The 15,900-nt window shown below is 71.1% G+C and carries 16 protein-coding genes; 12 read left to right on the forward strand and 4 right to left on the reverse strand.

Annotated elements, in window-relative coordinates; genetic code table 11:
• Window positions 1-3 precede the first annotated feature (3 nt).
• On the reverse strand, window positions 4-711 hold the full coding sequence (locus ACWIHY_RS09010) for a serine hydrolase (RefSeq protein ID WP_454374964.1): 708 nt from the start codon (window positions 709-711) through the stop codon (window positions 4-6).
• A 62-nt stretch (window positions 712-773) separates the two neighbouring features.
• On the opposite strand from ACWIHY_RS09010, the gene ACWIHY_RS09015 reads away from it, so the two are divergent.
• On the forward strand, window positions 774-1,505 hold the full coding sequence (locus tag ACWIHY_RS09015) for an SseB family protein (RefSeq protein ID WP_454374965.1): 732 nt from the start codon (window positions 774-776) through the stop codon (window positions 1,503-1,505).
• Window positions 1,506-1,564: 59 nt separating this feature from the next.
• Here ACWIHY_RS09015 and ACWIHY_RS09020 read toward each other — a convergent pair whose 3' ends face one another.
• On the reverse strand, window positions 1,565-1,927 hold the full coding sequence (locus tag ACWIHY_RS09020) for a DUF1844 domain-containing protein (RefSeq protein WP_454374966.1): 363 nt from the start codon (window positions 1,925-1,927) through the stop codon (window positions 1,565-1,567).
• 376 nt (window positions 1,928-2,303) lie between these two features.
• Here ACWIHY_RS09020 and infC point away from each other — a divergent pair, with 376 nt between their 5' ends.
• The 10 genes from infC (at window position 2,304) to ACWIHY_RS09070 (ending at window position 13,191) form a co-directional block, all read left to right on the forward strand.
• On the forward strand, window positions 2,304-2,969 hold the full coding sequence (gene infC, locus ACWIHY_RS09025) for a translation initiation factor IF-3 (protein ID WP_308296014.1): 666 nt from the start codon (window positions 2,304-2,306) through the stop codon (window positions 2,967-2,969).
• A gap of 123 nt (window positions 2,970-3,092) precedes the next feature.
• A complete protein-coding gene (gene rpmI, locus ACWIHY_RS09030) occupies window positions 3,093-3,287 on the forward strand; it encodes a 50S ribosomal protein L35 (RefSeq protein ID WP_028815428.1) in 195 nt (64 codons plus the stop codon).
• A 101-nt stretch (window positions 3,288-3,388) separates the two neighbouring features.
• A complete protein-coding gene (rplT, locus tag ACWIHY_RS09035; RefSeq protein ID WP_028815427.1) occupies window positions 3,389-3,775 on the forward strand; it encodes a 50S ribosomal protein L20 in 387 nt (128 codons plus the stop codon).
• A gap of 126 nt (window positions 3,776-3,901) precedes the next feature.
• Window positions 3,902-4,759 carry a TrmH family RNA methyltransferase gene (locus ACWIHY_RS09040; RefSeq protein ID WP_454374967.1) on the forward strand — a complete coding sequence of 286 codons (858 nt, stop codon included), beginning with the start codon at window positions 3,902-3,904 and terminating at the stop codon, window positions 4,757-4,759.
• A gap of 55 nt (window positions 4,760-4,814) precedes the next feature.
• Entirely contained in the window at window positions 4,815-5,951 is a 1,137-nt protein-coding gene (locus ACWIHY_RS09045; protein WP_454374968.1) for an ATP-binding protein, read from the forward strand.
• Window positions 5,952-6,066: 115 nt separating this feature from the next.
• Window positions 6,067-7,194 (forward strand): phenylalanine--tRNA ligase subunit alpha, encoded by a 1,128-nt coding sequence (gene pheS, locus ACWIHY_RS09050; protein ID WP_454374969.1) that lies wholly within the window; start codon window positions 6,067-6,069, stop codon window positions 7,192-7,194.
• Window positions 7,194-9,722: a phenylalanine--tRNA ligase subunit beta gene (gene pheT / locus ACWIHY_RS09055; RefSeq protein WP_454374970.1), complete on the forward strand. Its 2,529-nt coding sequence runs from the start codon at window positions 7,194-7,196 to the stop codon at window positions 9,720-9,722. The genes pheS and pheT overlap by 1 nt, the downstream gene beginning before the upstream one ends.
• A 187-nt stretch (window positions 9,723-9,909) precedes the next feature.
• Window positions 9,910-10,998: a PP2C family protein-serine/threonine phosphatase gene (locus tag ACWIHY_RS09060; RefSeq protein ID WP_454374971.1), complete on the forward strand. Its 1,089-nt coding sequence runs from the start codon at window positions 9,910-9,912 to the stop codon at window positions 10,996-10,998.
• Window positions 10,999-11,268: 270 nt separating this feature from the next.
• A complete protein-coding gene (locus tag ACWIHY_RS09065) occupies window positions 11,269-12,609 on the forward strand; it encodes a tetratricopeptide repeat protein (RefSeq protein WP_454374972.1) in 1,341 nt (446 codons plus the stop codon).
• 51 nt (window positions 12,610-12,660) lie between these two features.
• The gene (locus ACWIHY_RS09070; protein ID WP_454374973.1) at window positions 12,661-13,191 is read left to right on the forward strand and encodes an NUDIX hydrolase; all 531 of its coding nucleotides are present in this window, start codon (window positions 12,661-12,663) and stop codon (window positions 13,189-13,191) included.
• Between the two features lie 22 nt (window positions 13,192-13,213).
• On the opposite strand, the gene ACWIHY_RS09075 is transcribed toward ACWIHY_RS09070, so the two are convergent.
• Both ACWIHY_RS09075 and ACWIHY_RS09080 read right to left on the reverse strand, forming a co-directional pair.
• A complete protein-coding gene (locus ACWIHY_RS09075) occupies window positions 13,214-13,471 on the reverse strand; it encodes a hypothetical protein (RefSeq protein ID WP_454374974.1) in 258 nt (85 codons plus the stop codon).
• Window positions 13,472-13,607: 136 nt separating this feature from the next.
• Window positions 13,608-14,468 (reverse strand): 3-hydroxybutyryl-CoA dehydrogenase, encoded by an 861-nt coding sequence (locus ACWIHY_RS09080; protein ID WP_355250405.1) that lies wholly within the window; start codon window positions 14,466-14,468, stop codon window positions 13,608-13,610.
• A gap of 170 nt (window positions 14,469-14,638) precedes the next feature.
• Here ACWIHY_RS09080 and ACWIHY_RS09085 point away from each other — a divergent pair, with 170 nt between their 5' ends.
• A complete protein-coding gene (locus ACWIHY_RS09085) occupies window positions 14,639-15,886 on the forward strand; it encodes a glycoside hydrolase family 10 protein (RefSeq protein WP_454374975.1) in 1,248 nt (415 codons plus the stop codon).
• Window positions 15,887-15,900 lie beyond the last annotated feature (14 nt).

Below are 15,900 nucleotides of genomic sequence, written 5' to 3' on the forward strand. Positions count from 1 at the left end.
GCGTCAACCGTCACGCCCACGGCTGTCCCCGCTGAAATCCAGGCCCGAGCCTGGGCCCGTCCCTGCCTCCGCCGCCGCCCGCGCCGCCTCCTCCACCACCCTGATCCCCGCCTCCTTCGTGGCGTGCCCCTCCGACAGCACCGCGACCAGCAGCTCGCGCCCGTCCGGCGCCCGCACCCGGCCGATGCTGTGCACCGCCCACAGGCCGGTGGCGTCCCTCGGCATCCACCCGTTCTTCAGCGCCGCCCCGTGACCGGCGGCCGACACCCCCCAGTCCTGCCCGGCGGCGACCTGCCCCATCAGGGACCCGATGTACGTACGGGAATCCTCGTCCAGAACGTCGCGCCCTCTCCCGCTCCCGAACACTGCCCGCAACAGCGTCACCTGATCCCCCGCGGTGGTCCGTGTACGCCCCCACGCCGGGTCGGCCGTCGTCTCCGTGAGGCCGAGCCGCGCCTGCGCCGCGTCCAGCCCGGGAGCGCCGCCGATGGCCGTCCACAGTGCCGACGCCGCGTCGTTGTCACTGCGCCGGATCATGGCCTCGGCGCACGCCCGCTGCGCCGGGCCGGGAGCCCGCCCCTCGTCCTGCGCACGCAGCAGCAGCGCCGCGAGGATGCCGACCTTGACGATGCTCGCGGCGGGGAAGCGACCCTCCCCCTGGACGGCGCGGCACCCGCTGCCCACCTCGGAGACTGCGTACGCGACGTCCACGGGAAGGCCGTGCCCGCACGCCCCGTGCGGAAACGCCGCCGTCCGGCGGATAGTCTCGTGACGTGGCGCTCAAGAACATCCCTGACCCCGGTTTCTCCGAAGACGACGGCACCGCCGACCCTCGGCTGACGGCGGCGCTCGCCGCCTGGGCCGAGGACCCGGCGGCCGAGCCGCAGGTGCTCGAAGCGCTGGCCGGGGCCCGGCTCCTGGTCCCCGTCGTCGCCGTACTCGGCGAGGTGGAGACCGACGAGAACGGCCTGCGCCGCGAGAAGACGAGCGACATGGCCGTGCCGACCCTCCAGGCGGGCGAGCGCCGCGCCCTGCCCGCTTTCACGTCCACCGAGGCCCTGGCCCGCTGGAACCCCGAGGCGCGCCCCGTGGCCGTCCCCCTGCACCAGGCGCTCCAGGCCGTGGCCCACGAGCGGGCCGACACGCTGGTCCTCGACCTGGCAGGCCCGGTGCCGTACCAGCTCACCGGGTCCGCGCTGCTCGCCGCCGCCGAGGGCCGCACCAGCGCGGTGCCGCTCGACGACCCGGCCGTCACCGAGGCGGTACGGGCCGCCGTCGCCGCGGAGCCCGCCGTACTGCGCGCCCACCTCGGCCCCGGCACCGCCGACGGCACTCTCGCGCTGGTCCTTGCCCCCGGCGCCGAACCGGCCGAGGCGGCCCGCCGCGTCGCCGGGGCACTGGCCGCCGACGAAACGCTGAGGGCCCGCCTGGTGCGCGGCCTCGACCTGGCACTGATGCCGGCCGGGGTCACGCCTCCTGGCGAGCCCTTGTTCGTACGCGGGTAACTCCAGCGGCATCAGCCGCCGCAGGAGCGGCCGCCGACAGCCGTCGACAGCCCGTCGGATCAGCCGTACACCGGGCCGGTGTACTTCTCGCCCGGGCCCTGACCGACCTCGTCCGGCACGGCCGACGCCTCGCGGAACGCCAGTTGCAGGGACTTCAGGCCGTCCCGCAGCGGCGCCGCGTGGAAGGAGCTGATCTCCGTCGCGCTCGCGTCCAGCAGACCGGCCAGCGCGTGCACCAGCTTGCGGGCCTCGTCGAGGTCCTTGTGCTTGTCGCCGTCCTCGGTGAGGCCGAGCTTCACGGCGGCGGCGCTCATCAGGTTGACCGCCACCGTCACGATCACCTCGACTGCGGGGACTTCCGCGATGTCGCGCGTCATGGCGTCGAAGTCGGGAGATTCATTGGGGGAGGTCGCGTCACTCATGAGGCACACGATATGCCCAGGCGGGCAGGGCTCTCCCCATGGGTTCGCCGCGCCCCGGCGGACCTGCTAACCTTGTGTAACGACCGGCCGGACACCTGTGTGCCCGGCCCACAAGTGGAGGCTCCGATCTCCCACCTGGCTGTCCTCACGGACGGCGGGTCACCGGTCAGGCGGTCCCCATCGTTCCGTACGGACGATGGAGCACCGCTCGATGATGCGCCCCGCGGTTGATGCGCGGTGGTGCTCCGGTAGTTCCAGGAGCCCCGCCTGTGTTCCCGTCCGGGGCATTTTTCATGGCTCCCTGAGGTTGGTCTCACGAAACAGACGTTACGCGGCTGTCTGCCAGACAGTCGTGTGGTGCTACTGAGGAGGATCCATCAGCGCTGAGCCCCGCATTAACGACCGGATTCGCGTTCCCGAGGTGCGACTCGTCGGACCCAGCGGCGAGCAGGTCGGCATTGTGCCTCTTGCGAAGGCCCTGGAGCTTGCGCAGGAGTACGACCTCGACCTGGTCGAGGTCGCGGCGACCGCCCGTCCGCCCGTGTGCAAGCTCATGGACTACGGGAAGTTCAAGTACGAGTCGGCCATGAAGGCCCGTGAGGCGCGCAAGAACCAGGCGCACACGGTCATCAAGGAAATGAAGCTCCGGCCGAAGATTGACCCGCACGACTATGACACCAAGAAGGGTCATGTCGTCAGGTTCCTCAAGCAGGGCGACAAGGTCAAGATCACGATCATGTTCCGTGGTCGTGAGCAGTCCCGCCCCGAGCTCGGCTTCCGACTGCTTCAGCGTCTGGCATCGGACGTCGAGGACCTTGGCTTCATCGAGTCGAATCCCAAGCAGGACGGCCGGAACATGATCATGGTTCTGGGCCCGCACAAGAAGAAGACCGAGGCCATGGCCGAGGCACGTGAGGCCCAGGCGGCCCGCAAGGCCGAACGCCAGGGCTACGCCACCGACGACGCCGAGCAGGCAGAGTCGACGGACGAGGTCGCCGAGGCTCCGGCCGAGGCACAGACCGAGACCCCTTCCGAAGCGTGATCCACGGGGCTGCCATCCAGGCGGCCCCGGGTTCGGCCAGGAAGTCCCCATACCACTGACTGACGCTCCCGCTTTCCGGTATACGCACCGGGGGAGCGCCACTGACGAGGAGAGAACGGCGCTATGCCGAAGAACAAGACGCACAGCGGTGCCAGCAAGCGTTTCAAGGTCACCGGCTCCGGCAAGGTCATGCGCGAGAAGGCCGGCAAGCGCCACCTCCTGGAGCACAAGTCCTCCAAGAAGACCCGCTCGCTGACCGGCGCTGTCGTGGTGTCCCCGGCGGACGCCCCGAAGATCAAGAAGCTTCTCGGCAAGTGATGTCGCGGCTCCGGGTGACCGGGGCGCGACGTCGAGACCGAGACCAATTCGTTTCCGGGCCGTGTGAGTTCACCCGCGGCCCCGCTACAAGGAGTTAACAAGTGGCACGCGTCAAGCGGGCAGTCAACGCCCACAAGAAGCGCCGGGCAATCCTCGAGGCGGCCAAGGGCTACCGCGGTCAGCGTTCGCGCCTGTACCGCAAGGCCAAGGAGCAGGTCACCCACTCCCTGGTCTACAACTACAACGACCGCAAGAAGCGCAAGGGCGACTTCCGTCAGCTGTGGATCCAGCGCATCAACGCCGCTGCACGCCAGAACGGCATGACGTACAACCGCCTCATCCAGGGTCTGAAGGCCGCCAACATCGAGGTGGACCGCAAGATCCTGGCCGAGCTCGCGGTCAACGACGCCAACGCGTTCGCCGCGCTCGTCGAGGTCGCCCAGAAGGCGCTCCCGAGCGACGTCAACGCCCCGAAGACCGCCGCCTGATTTCAGGCCGCACCTCTTCGTCCATCGGACCCGCAGGCGTTCGCCGCCTGCGGGTCCGGTGCGTTGTACCCCACGTGCACGACCCCTTTCATACGTAGAGATACGCAGAGAAGTGAGCCGCCGACCATGGGCACCCCCGAGCTGATCTCCCCGCGATCCCCGCGCGTGACCGCCGCCAAGCGGCTGGCCAAGCGGAGCTTCCGCGGCAAGGAGCGCCGGTTCATCGCCGAGGGACCGCAGGCCGTGCGCGAGGCGGTCGAGCACCGCGGCCACGGCGGCGAGGCGACCCTGATCGAGCTGTTCGCCACCGTCGAGGCCGCCGAGCGGTACGCCGCCATCGTCGACGCCGCGCGCGCCGCCGGGGCCCGCGTGCACCTGGCGCCCGACGAGGTGCTCGCCGAGGTCTCGCAGACCGTCACCCCGCAGGGCATCGTCGGCGTCTGCCGGTTCCTGGACTCGCCCTTCGAGGAGATCCTCGCGGCGAAGCCCCGGCTCGTCGCCGTCCTCGCGCACGTCCGCGACCCCGGGAACGCCGGTACGGTGCTGCGCTGCGCGGACGCCGCCGGGGCCGACGCGGTCGTCCTCACGGACGCGTCCGTCGACCTCTACAACCCCAAGTCCGTCCGCGCCTCGGTCGGCTCGCTCTTCCACCTGCCGGTCGCCGTCGGCGTCCCCGTCGAGCAGGCCGTCAGCGGGCTGAAGAGCGCGGGTGTACGCATCCTGGCGGCCGACGGGGCGGGTGACGACGACCTCGACGACGAACTCGACGCGGGCACCATGGGCGGGCCCTCCGCCTGGGTGTTCGGCAACGAGGCATGGGGCCTGCCGGAGGAGACCCGGGCACTCGCGGACGCCGTGGTGCGCGTCCCGATCCACGGCAGGGCCGAGAGCCTCAACCTGGCGACCGCCGCCGCCGTGTGCCTCTACGCCTCCGCGCGTGCGCAGCGCGCTTCCGGAGGGTGCCGCAGCGTCACCTCCAGCTAGTAGTGTGGCGGGCTCGGGGGCCCACTGCGCTCTTCGGAAAAGGTGGGATACGGGGATGGCTGTCGGCACGAGTGGTGCGTCGAGTCCGTCGAGGGCGAACGACGCCTTACTGCGTCCTTACGCGGAGGACGGGCACGGGTTCGATCCCGACGACCTCCCCGACGGCCTCGCCGTCGCCGACGAGAGCGGCCGCGTCATCTGCTTCAACGACGCGGCGGCGCGGATCACCGCCATTCCCCGGGCCGCCGCGCTCGGCAGGCCGCTGGAGATCGCGCTGCCCCTCGAAGACCTCGAGGGCCGGCGCTGGTGGAGCCTGACCGATCCGTACGGGGGACTCACCATCCGGGCCGGACAGCCCGAACGCAACCTGCTGCTGCCCGGCGGCCGCGAGGTGCTGGTCTCCGCACGGTACGTACGCCACGAGCCGACCGGGCCCGTGCGGCGGGTCGTCGTCTCCATCCGCGGTACCGAGGCCAGGCGCCGCACCGAGCGCAGCCACGCCGAGCTGATAGCCACCGTCGCGCACGAGCTGCGCTCCCCGCTGACCTCGGTCAAGGGGTTCACGGCGACGCTGCTCGCCAAGTGGGAGCGCTTCACGGACGACCAGAAGAAGCTGATGCTGGAGACCGTCGACGCCGACGCCGGCCGGATCACCCGGCTGATCGCCGAGCTGCTCGACATCTCCCGCATCGACTCCGGGCGCCTGGAGGTCCGCAGGCAGCCCGTGGACATCCCGACGGCCGTCGGCCGCCACGTCCAGGCGCACATCTCCAACGGCCAGCCGCCGGAGCGCTTCCTGGTCCGTATCCAGCGGCCGCTGCCCGATCTCTGGGCAGACCCGGACAAGATCGACCAGGTGCTCGGCAACCTGCTGGAAAATGCGGTGCGGCACGGGGAAGGAACGGTCACCATCGAGGTGGGGGCAGCCCCGGTCAAGACCGCCGACACCGCAGCGAAGGGAACAGCCGTCACCGTGAGCGACGAAGGCACCGGCATTCCCGAGGAGTCCATGGGGCGCGTCTTCACCCGGTTCTGGCGGGGCAGCAAGCGCGGCGGTACCGGTCTTGGTCTGTACATCGTCAAGGGCATCGTCGAGGCGCACGGCGGCTCGATCACCGTCGGCCGTGGCCCCGGCGGCGGCGCCGAGTTCCGATTTATTCTGCCCGTCGGCGCTCCGGCCTATCTCGCCTGAGCGGCCCACGGGTTTCTTCACCCCTCGCGGCCTTTAGACTCGACCTTTGGCACCTTTGCGTCCTCAGTCGTCGAGCGGGGGCCACGCCACCAGCCAATCGGAAGTACGGGAAGAGATGTCCGCACCCAATAAGTCGTACGACCCTGTTGAGGTCGAGGCGCTGAAACCGGAAGAGATCGAGCGCATGCGGGACGAGGCGCTCGCCGCCTTCGACGCCGCGGCGGATCTCGACGCGCTCACCCACGCGAAGACGGCGCACACCGGCCCCACCTCGCCGCTCTCGCTCGCCAACCGTGAGATCGGCGCCCTGCCGCCGGCCGCCAAGGCCGAGGCGGGCAAGCGCGTGGGCATGGCCCGCGGCGCCGTGAACAAGGCCCTCGCCGCCCGTCTCGCCGCCCTGGAGACCGAGCGCGACGAGCGCGTACTGGTCGAGGAGGCTGTGGACGTCACGCTGCCGTACGACCGCGTTCCGGCCGGCGCCAGGCACCCGCTGACCACGCTGATGGAGCGCGTCGCCGACGTCTTCGTCGCCATGGGCTACGAGGTCGCCGAGGGCCCCGAGGTCGAGGCGGAGTGGTTCAACTTCGACGCCCTGAACTTCGTGCCCGACCACCCCGCGCGCCAGATGCAGGACACCTTCTTCGTCCAGGGCCCTGACGGCGGGAAGTCCGACGAGTCCGGTGTCGTCCTGCGCACGCACACCTCGCCGGTGCAGGCGCGCGCGCTGCTCGACCGTGAGCCGCCCGTGTACGTCGTGTGCCCCGGCCGCGTCTACCGCACGGACGAGCTCGACGCCACGCACACCCCGGTCTTCCACCAGATCGAGCTGCTCGCCGTGGACGAGGGCCTCACCATGGCCGACCTCAAGGGCACCCTGGACCACATGGTCCAGGCGCTCTTCGGCGAGGGCATGAAGACCCGGCTGCGCCCGAACTACTTCCCCTTCACCGAGCCGTCCGCCGAGATGGACATGGTCTGCTACGTCTGCCGCGGCGAGTCCGTCGGCAACCCGGACCGTCCCTGCCGCACCTGCGGCAGCGAGGGCTGGATCGAGCTGGGCGGCTGCGGCATGGTCAACCCGAAGGTGCTGACCGCCTGCGGCGTCGACCCCGCGAAGTACAGCGGATTCGCCTTCGGGTTCGGCATCGAGCGGATGCTCATGTTCCGCCACAACGTAGAAGACATGCGAGACATGGTCGAGGGTGACGTCCGGTTCACTCGGCCCTTCGGGATGGAGATCTGATGCGGGTCCCGCTTTCCTGGCTGCGGGAGTACGTCGATCTCCCCGCCACCGAGACCGGCCGTGACGTACAGGCCAAGCTCGTGTCCGCGGGCCTGGAGGTCGAGACGGTCGAGCAGCTCGGCTCCGGCCTCAAGGGCCCCCTGGTCGTCGGCAAGGTCCTCACCATCGAGGAACTGACGGAGTTCAAGAAGCCGATCCGCTTCTGCACCGTCGACGTCGGCATGGCCAACGGCACCGGCGAGCCGCAGGAGATCGTCTGCGGTGCCCGCAACTTCGCCGTCGGCGACAAGGTCGTCGTGGTCCTGCCGGGCGCGGTCCTGCCCGGCGACTTCGCGATCGCCGCGCGCAAGACGTACGGCAAGACCTCGCACGGCATGATCTGCTCCGGCGACGAGCTGGGCATGGGCGACGACGGCAGCAACGGCATCATCGTGCTGCCGCCCGAGCACGAGGTGGGCACCGACGCCATCGAGCTGCTCGAACTCGTCGACGAGGTCCTCGACATCGCCGTCACGCCCGACCGCGGCTACTGCCTGTCGATGCGCGGCGTGGCCCGCGAGGTCGCCACCGCGTACGGACTGCCGCTGCGCGACCCGGCGCTGCTCGACGTGCCCGCGCCCAACTCGTACGGCTACCTCGTGAAGGTCTCCGACCCGCAGGGCTGTGACCGCTTCACCGCGCGCACGGTCGTCGGACTGGAGCCCGAGGCACGCTCCCCGATCTGGCTGCGGCGCCGGCTGCAGAAGGCCGGGATGCGCCCGATCTCGCTCGCGGTCGACGTCACCAACTACGTGATGCTGGAGCTCGGACAGCCGCTGCATGCCTACGACCGGTCCCGCATCGACGGGCCGATCGGTGTGCGCCGCGCCGAGCAGGGCGAGAAGTTCACGACGCTCGACGGCACCAAGCGTGTCCTCGACGCCGAGGACCTCGTGATCACCGACAACCGCGGCCCGATCGGTCTCGCGGGAGTCATGGGCGGCGCCAACACCGAGATCGCCGATTCCGTGACCGACCCCGAGACGGGCGCGGTCAGGGGCACGACCGAAGTGGTCATCGAGGCGGCGCACTTCGACGCGCTCTCCATCGCCCGCACCGCGCGCCGCCACAAGCTCACCTCCGAGGCGTCCAAGCGCTTCGAGCGCGGCACCGACCCGCAGGCCACCTCCGCGGCGGCCCAGCGGACCGTGGACCTGCTCGTGCTCCTCGCGGGCGGCACCGCCGAGGCGGGTGTCACGGAGGTCATCGCGCCCTCCGCGCCCCGCACGATCTCCATGCCCGCGAACCACCCGGACCGCGTCGCGGGCGTCGACTACGGCCGCGAGACCGTCGTACGCCGGCTCCAGGAGGTCGGCTGCGACGCGTACGGGCAGGACGAGCTGGTCGTGACCGTGCCGTCCTGGCGCCCCGACCTGTCCTTCCCGAACGACCTGGCCGAAGAGGTCATCCGGCTGGAGGGCTACGAGAACCTCCCGTCGACGCTGCCGACTCCGCCCTCGGGCCGGGGGCTGACCGAACGGCAGAGGCTGCACCGCCGCATCGGCCGTGCGCTGGCGGGCGCGGGTTACGTCGAGGCGCTGAACTACCCGTTCACCGGCGACGCCGTGCTCGACCAGCTGGGCCTGGACGCCGACGACGACCGCCGCCGTACCGTCAAGCTGGTCAACCCGATCTCCGACGAGGAGCCGGCGCTGCGCACCACGCTGCTGCCCGGCCTCCTCGGCGCGCTGCGCCGCAACGACGGCCGCGGCTCGCACGACCTGGCGCTCTTCGAGACCGGCCTCGTGTTCAGGCCGACCGGTGAGGAGCACAAGGCCGCGCGGCTGCCCGTCGACCGCCGTCCCACCGACGAGGAGATCGCCCGTCTCAACGCCACGCTGCCGCGTCAGCCGCACCGCGCCGCCGTCGTCCTCGCGGGCGCCCGCGAGCAGGCCGGCTGGTGGGGCAAGGGCCGCCCGGGAACCTGGGCGGACGCCGTCGAGGCCGCTCGTACGCTCGCCCGCGAGGCCGGCACCGAGCTCGTCGTCCGGGGCGACCAGCACGCGCCGTGGCACCCCGGCCGCTGCGCCGCGCTGTACGTCACGGTGAACGGCGAGGAGACCCTCGTCGGGCACGCCGGTGAGCTGCACCCGCGCGTCATCAAGGCACTCCACCTGCCGGAGCGCACCTGCGCCATGGAGATCGAGACCGACCTGCTGGAGCGGGCCGGTGCGGGCGCCCTCCAGGCGCCGCGGATCTCGGCCTTCCCGGTGGCGACCCAGGATGTCGCGCTCGTCGTGGCCGCCGATGTCGCCTCGGCGGACGTCGAGGCGGCGCTGCGCGACGGCGCCGGTGAACTCCTCGAATCGCTGCGGCTGTTCGACGTGTTCACCGGGGAGCAGCTCGGCGAGGGCAAGAAGTCGCTCGCCTACGCGCTGCGCTTCCGCGCCGCCGACCGCACGCTGACCGTCGAGGAGGCCACGGCCGCCCGCGACGCCGCCGTCGCGCTCGCGGGCGAGCGCACGGGCGCGGTGCTGCGCGGGGTGTAACACCTGGTGCGGAAGTAGTGCTGTGGGGCGTGTCCGGAGTCACGGGCACGCCCCTCACTCATTTGGGTGAGAAGTGGGGGTGAGGTACGCAAACAGGCACGGACGGTCGACACAATCATTCCGGCCGACGAGGGCCAGCGTCGTACAGGCAGCGTCGTACAGGGCCAGGGCCTAGGGGGCCGTCGGGATGATCCGTACAACAACCTGGCGGGGCGTGCGGCGTGCGTGCGTTCCGTACGCGCGACGTGCCCTGGTCTTCGGGCTCCCCGCGCTCTGGCTCGTCGCGGCGATGGTCTGGGAGCTGACCTGCCCACTCGCCACCCACGGGGGCATGGCGCCCCGCTTCGTGACGTGCGCGGCCTTCCTCGCGCTGGTCGCGTATCTGCTGACGAGCGTCCGGCTGGGCCCCGTACGGGAGTTGCGCAGGTTCCGCGAGATCGCGCGCGCCGCCCAGCAGGTGCTGCTGCGGCCGCTGCCGCCCCGGCTCGACGGTCTCGCCCTCGCCGCGGGCCAGCTGTCCGCCAGCCGCGGGGCGACGGTCGGCGGGGATCTGTACGAGGCGGTGGCCACCGTGCACGGGGTGCGGGTCGTCATCGGCGACGTACGGGGGCACGGGCTCGCCGCCATCGGGGCGGTGGCCGCGCTGCTCGGCAGCTTCCGGGAGGCGGCGCACGACGAGGCCGAACTGGCGGGCGTCATGCGGAAGCTGGAGCGGGCGCTGCAACGACACCTGCGCGAGCGGTCCCGGTCCGAGCACCCTTCGGTGAGCGGCACCGACCCGGACAACCCGCTGGCCGAGGAATTCGTGACCGTACTCCTGCTGGAGATCCATGAGGACGGCGAGGTACTGGCGCTCAACTGCGGCCACCCGTGGCCCTACCGGTTGCGCGGGACCGCCGAGCCGATCGCGGGCGGCGAGGTGCTGCCGCCGCTGGGCCTGTTCCCGCTGCCCGGCGGTCTGTCCGCCCACCGGTGCACGTGCCTGTTGCCCGGTGAGGCACTCGTCCTGCACACCGACGGAGCGGAGGACGCCCGGAACGCCGACGGGGCCTTCTTCTGCCTGCGGCGCGCCCTCACGGAGGCCGCGGCCCTGGGCTCGCCGGTCTCACCGGCCGTCGTGGTGCAGCGCGTTCACACGGCGCTGCTGCGGCACACGGGCGGGCGGCTCACCGACGACGTCGCGCTGCTCGTCCTGCGCAACGACCGCAGGCGCGTGCCGGCGCAGCCCGGGGATCAGGGGCTGCGCCGCTCGTGCGCGGAATCCTCCAATCGGTGACCGGCCGTCGCTCCGGACCCGGTGGAACGGCTCCGTCCGCCCTGCCGCGGAGTGTCGGGCAGACCGGCAGGGCGGACGGTGCAGGATCGGGCCGCCGCACTGTACGAGGGGGAGCCGGCGGCCCGGCCGCCTCCTGGAGAGGCGAACTGAAGTCAATCGGACACGGGGTGTGCGCGGGAGAGCACGCGGGGCACCAGCGCGGGCACTCGGTTCACACCCCGTGTGAATGAGGCTCCATTACGCTGACCCCACCGAGCCACCGGAGAGGCCATGCAGCCGAACACCCTGCTCGACGCCCTGCTCGACGAGGCGGGCATCTCCAACGCCGGCCTCGCCGCCCACGTCAACCAGGCGGGCAGCGCGAGAGGTCTGGCGCTGAGGTACGAACACACCGCCGTGGCCCGCTGGCTGAAGGGCCAGCGCCCGCGCGGCCAGGTGCCCGATCTGATCTGCGAGGTCCTCGCGGCCCGGCTGCACCGGCCCATAACGCTGGACGACATCGGCTTCGGCATGCCGGGCGAATCCGCCATGCCGCACGGCTCCCCGCTGACGGGCTTCGTGGAACGGGCCACCGCGCTGTGGCGCTCCGACGAGCAGCAACGGCCCCACATCCTCGGCGCCCCCGCAGTGACCGGGACGCCGGCGGTGATGCCCGTATGGGAGTGGGAGAACCCGCCGGAGGACGCGGACGTCTCGCGCAAGGGACAGACACGCGTGAGCGTGGCCGACATACAGATGCTGCGCGCCGCGAGAGCGCACTACGAGCTGATGTACCGCAAGGCCGGCGGCGTCGCGACCCGGGCGCGCGTCGTGGGCTTCCTCAACGCCGAGACCGCCCCGCTGCTGCGCGGCAGCTACTCCAACGCCATGGGGCGCCATCTGCACCGCGCCACGGGCGGGCTGGTGGCGGTGGCGGGCATCTGCGCGTACGACTCGGACGCCCAGGGGCTCGCCCAGCGGTACTTCCACCAGGCCCTGCGGCTGGCGAAGGCCAGCGGGGACCGGGGACTCGGCGCGTACATCATCGCGCTGCTGGTCAACCAGTCGCTGTTCATGGCCGAGTACCGCCAGGCGGTGGCCTTCGCGGAGGCGGCGCTGCGCACGGCGGGTACCCAGATCACCCCCGCGCTCGCCGCCGACCTGCACGCGATGCAGGCCAAGGCCTACGCACATCTCGGCGACAGCAAGAACGCGCTCTCCTGCATCCGGCGTGCGGAGTCCGAGGCGGAGTCCATCAGACCGGGCAGCGAACCGGACGAGACGGGCTACGTCCAGCCGGGCCTGGTGAACGTACAGGTGGCCGAGGCCCTGCTCAGCCTGGGAGACCTGCCGGCGGCGCGGGAGCACGCGGATACGGCGGTCGGCTCGCCCGCGCACGACAGGGGCCGGGTGCACCGCCTCGCGATGCTCACCCACATCGAGCTGCGGCAGGGCAAGGCGGACCGGGCCGTGGAGATCGCCACGGAGATGGCGCAGCGGGCCCAGGGGATGGAGTCGCAGCGGATGCGCGACCGCCTGCGGGCGGTCCGGGAGCATCTGGTGGGCAGCGGATGCGCCGGCGCGGAAGAGGCGGCCGAACTGATCGACGGGGCTTTGCGCGTTCCGCTCTGACCGTCCTCCTGCTGCGATGTTGCCATCTACTTGTCGGAAGGTGGCAGAACAGTGCAGTGGACGAACTTAAGCGAACAGACTGTGTACAAGAACCGTTGGTTCCGGATCAACCTCGCGGATGTCGAACTCCCCGACGGCCGGCACCTCGACCACTTCGTCATCCGGCTGCGCCCGGTGGCCGTGGCGACGGCGGTGAACGAGGCCAACGAGGTGCTGATGCTCTGGAGGCACCGCTTCATCACCGACAGCTGGGGCTGGGAACTCGCGGCGGGAGTCGTCGAGGACGGCGAGTCCGTCGAGTCCGCGGCGGCCCGAGAGATGGAGGAGGAGACCGGCTGGCGACCGGGACCGCTGCGCCATCTCCTCACCGTCGAGCCGTCCAGCGGCCTCAGCGACGCCCGGCATCACCTCTACTGGGCGGACGAGGCGACGTACATCGGCCATCCCGAGGACGACTTCGAGTCCTCGCGGCGCGAGTGGGTCCCGCTCAAACTGGTCCCCGACATGGTCGCCCGGGGTGAAGTCCCGGCCGCCAACATGGCGGCCGGGCTGCTGATGCTCCACCACTTGCGCCTCGGCTAAAGCCGGTTGCCCCGGCTCATGTCTAGCGGCCGACGGCCTGCCAGAGGCTCACCGCAAGCGCTCCCGCCGCGGTGAGCGCCGAGAGAGTGGGCAGAGGCCAGCGGGTGTGCTCCAGGGCCGTCACGCGCGCGGCCAGGCCGGCCAGATCGCTGTCGGCCTGGTCACCCCGGTGGGCCAGCAGCGCCAGCTGTCCGTCGATCCTGGTGAGCCCCACATCGAGGCAGCGACGTAACTCGGCGTATTCCTCTGCGACCAGGGTCTGGTCGGTGTCGATACTCACGGTTCGCTCCTTCTGCGACAGGGCCGTCCGGCGGCCTTGTGTAGGTGGCACCGAGCCAACTCGCCCTGTGCCCGCGGCGGGAGCGTGTGTGCGGGGCATATGCGGGTACGCCCCGCACACTCCGTGCGAATGAGACTCAGGAGTACGGGTAGAAACCGGATCCCGTCTTGCGTCCCAGCCGGCCCGCGTCCACCATCCGCTGGAGCAGCGGGGGAGCGGCGTACAGCGGCTCCTTGAACTCGTCGTACATCGAGTCGGCGACCGAGGCGACCGTGTCCAGGCCGATGAGGTCCGCCAGCTTGAGGGGGCCCATCGGGTGGGCGCAGCCCAGCTCCATGCCGTTGTCGATGTCCTCACGGCTGGCGATGCCCGACTCGAACATCCGGATCGCCGACAGGAGATAGGGGATGAGCAGCGCGTTGACCACGAAGCCCGAGCGGTCCTGGGCGCGGATCGCGTGCTTGCCGAGCACGTTCTGCACGACGGCCTCGGAGCGCTTGATGGTTTCCTCGGACGTGGTCAGCGCCGGGATCAGCTCGACGAGCTTCTGCACGGGGGCCGGGTTGAAGAAGTGGATGCCGATGACCTGGTCCGGACGGGAGGTCGCGACGGCCAGCTTCACCAGCGGGATCGAGGAGGTGTTGGAGGCGAGAATCGCGTCCCGGCGGGTCACCACCTGGTCGAGGACCTGGAAGATCTCCGTCTTGATCGACTCGTTCTCGACGACGGCCTCGATGACGAGGTCGCGGTCGGCGAACTCCCCGAGGTCGGTCGTGAAGCTGAGGCGGGCGAGCGTCTCGTCGCGCTCCTCCTCGGTGATCTTGCCGCGTTCGGCGGCCTTCGAGAGGGAGTTGTAGAGCCGGGTGCGGCCGATCTCCAGGGCCTCGCCCGTGGTCTCGGCGACCTTCACCTCGAGGCCGCTGCGGGCACACACCTCGGCAATGCCCGCGCCCATCTGGCCGCAGCCCACTACTCCGACGCGCTGCACATCCGCCATGGAGTCCGTCACATCGTGCCTTTCGCTGATCAACAGTTCGGCAGGCATCCGGCCGTGCCGGTGCCCGCCTCGGCCCCCGACGTTACTCCGGACCTACGTGTGGGTGACGGGCCGGGGCGGGCATGCTCTGCGGATAGGACGGGACGTATGCACCTAGTAAGGGGCGACATATGGGTCAGATCGGTCGAAGAGGGGTGCTGGCGGCGGCCGGAGCGCTGTCCCTGCTGGCGGTCACCGGGGACGCGGCGGCTTCCGCCCCCGCCGTACGGCGCCGGAAGCCCGGGCGCGAGCTGCGCGGGATGTGGCTGGCGACCGTCGCCAACCGCGACTGGCCCTCCAGGGCCGGCCTGACCGCCGAACAGCAGAAGGCGGAACTCCTGGCCCATCTGGACACGGCGGTACGGCGCAGGCTGAACGCGGTGATGTTCCAGGTGCGGCCCACCGCCGACGCCCTGTGGCCCTCGCCGTACGAACCCTGGTCCCAGTACCTCACCGGCGTACAGGGCCGGGATCCGGGCTGGGACCCGCTGGGGACCGCCGTGGAGGAGGCGCACCGGCGGGATCTCGAGCTGCACGCCTGGTTCAACCCGTACCGAGTGGCGAATCACACGGACCCGTCGCGGCTGGTGGAGTCGCACCCGGCGCGCCTGCATCCGGACTGGGTGCTGCCGTACGGCGGGAAGCTCTACTACAACCCCGGGCTGCCGGAGGTCAGGAGCTTCGTGCAGGACGCGATGCTGGACGCCGTGGAGCGCTACGACATCGACGCCGTGCACTGGGACGACTATTTCTACCCCTATCCGGTGGCGGGGCAGGTCTTCGACGACGACGAGGCGTACGCACGCCACGGCGCGGGATTCCCGGACCGGGCCGCCTGGCGGCGGGACAACACCGACCGGCTGGTGAGGGAGACGGCCGACCGGATCAAGGCGGTGAAGAGGAAGGGCAGGAAGGTCCGCTTCGGGATCAGTCCGTTCGGGGTGTGGCGCAATGCCTCCACCGACCCGCTGGGCTCACGGACCCGGGCCGGGGTGCAGACGTACGACGATCTGCACGCCGACACCCGGAAGTGGGTGAAGGAGGGCTGGATCGACTACATCGTGCCGCAGATCTACTGGAACATCGGCTTCGCGGCAGCCGACTACGCCACGCTGGTGCCCTGGTGGTCGCAGACCGTGCGCGGCACCGGCGTCGATCTGTACGCCGGTGAGGCGCTCTACAAGGCCGGTGACCCGGCGCAGCCGGAAGCCTGGCAGGACCCGGCCGAACTGTCCCGCCATCTGACCTTCGCCGAGGACTTCCCGCAGGTCCGGGGTCATGTCTTCTTCTCGGCGAAGGAGGTCGCAGTCGACCGCATCGGGGCGATGGACCGGGTGGTGGCGGACCACTATCCGGCCCGGGTACGGCCGCCCCGCTGACCGCCGGGCCGCGG

Source organism: Streptomyces sp. NPDC055287, from assembly GCF_053646035.1.

What these genes read in the sequence shown, in the direction of transcription:
- ACWIHY_RS09020 (WP_454374966.1), bottom strand. Translation starts at nt 1,927, where the DNA reads ATGAGTGACGCGACCTCCCCCAATGAATCTCCCGACTTCGACGCCATG.
- rpmI (WP_028815428.1), top strand. Translation starts at nt 3,093, where the DNA reads ATGCCGAAGAACAAGACGCACAGCGGTGCCAGCAAGCGTTTCAAGGTC.
- ACWIHY_RS09040 (WP_454374967.1), top strand. Translation starts at nt 3,902, where the DNA reads ATGGGCACCCCCGAGCTGATCTCCCCGCGATCCCCGCGCGTGACCGCC.
- ACWIHY_RS09045 (WP_454374968.1), top strand. Translation starts at nt 4,815, where the DNA reads ATGGCTGTCGGCACGAGTGGTGCGTCGAGTCCGTCGAGGGCGAACGAC.
- pheS (WP_454374969.1), top strand. Translation starts at nt 6,067, where the DNA reads ATGTCCGCACCCAATAAGTCGTACGACCCTGTTGAGGTCGAGGCGCTG.
- pheT (WP_454374970.1), top strand. Translation starts at nt 7,194, where the DNA reads ATGCGGGTCCCGCTTTCCTGGCTGCGGGAGTACGTCGATCTCCCCGCC.
- ACWIHY_RS09060 (WP_454374971.1), top strand. Translation starts at nt 9,910, where the DNA reads ATGATCCGTACAACAACCTGGCGGGGCGTGCGGCGTGCGTGCGTTCCG.
- ACWIHY_RS09065 (WP_454374972.1), top strand. Translation starts at nt 11,269, where the DNA reads ATGCAGCCGAACACCCTGCTCGACGCCCTGCTCGACGAGGCGGGCATC.
- ACWIHY_RS09080 (WP_355250405.1), bottom strand. Translation starts at nt 14,468, where the DNA reads ATGGCGGATGTGCAGCGCGTCGGAGTAGTGGGCTGCGGCCAGATGGGC.
- ACWIHY_RS09085 (WP_454374975.1), top strand. Translation starts at nt 14,639, where the DNA reads ATGGGTCAGATCGGTCGAAGAGGGGTGCTGGCGGCGGCCGGAGCGCTG.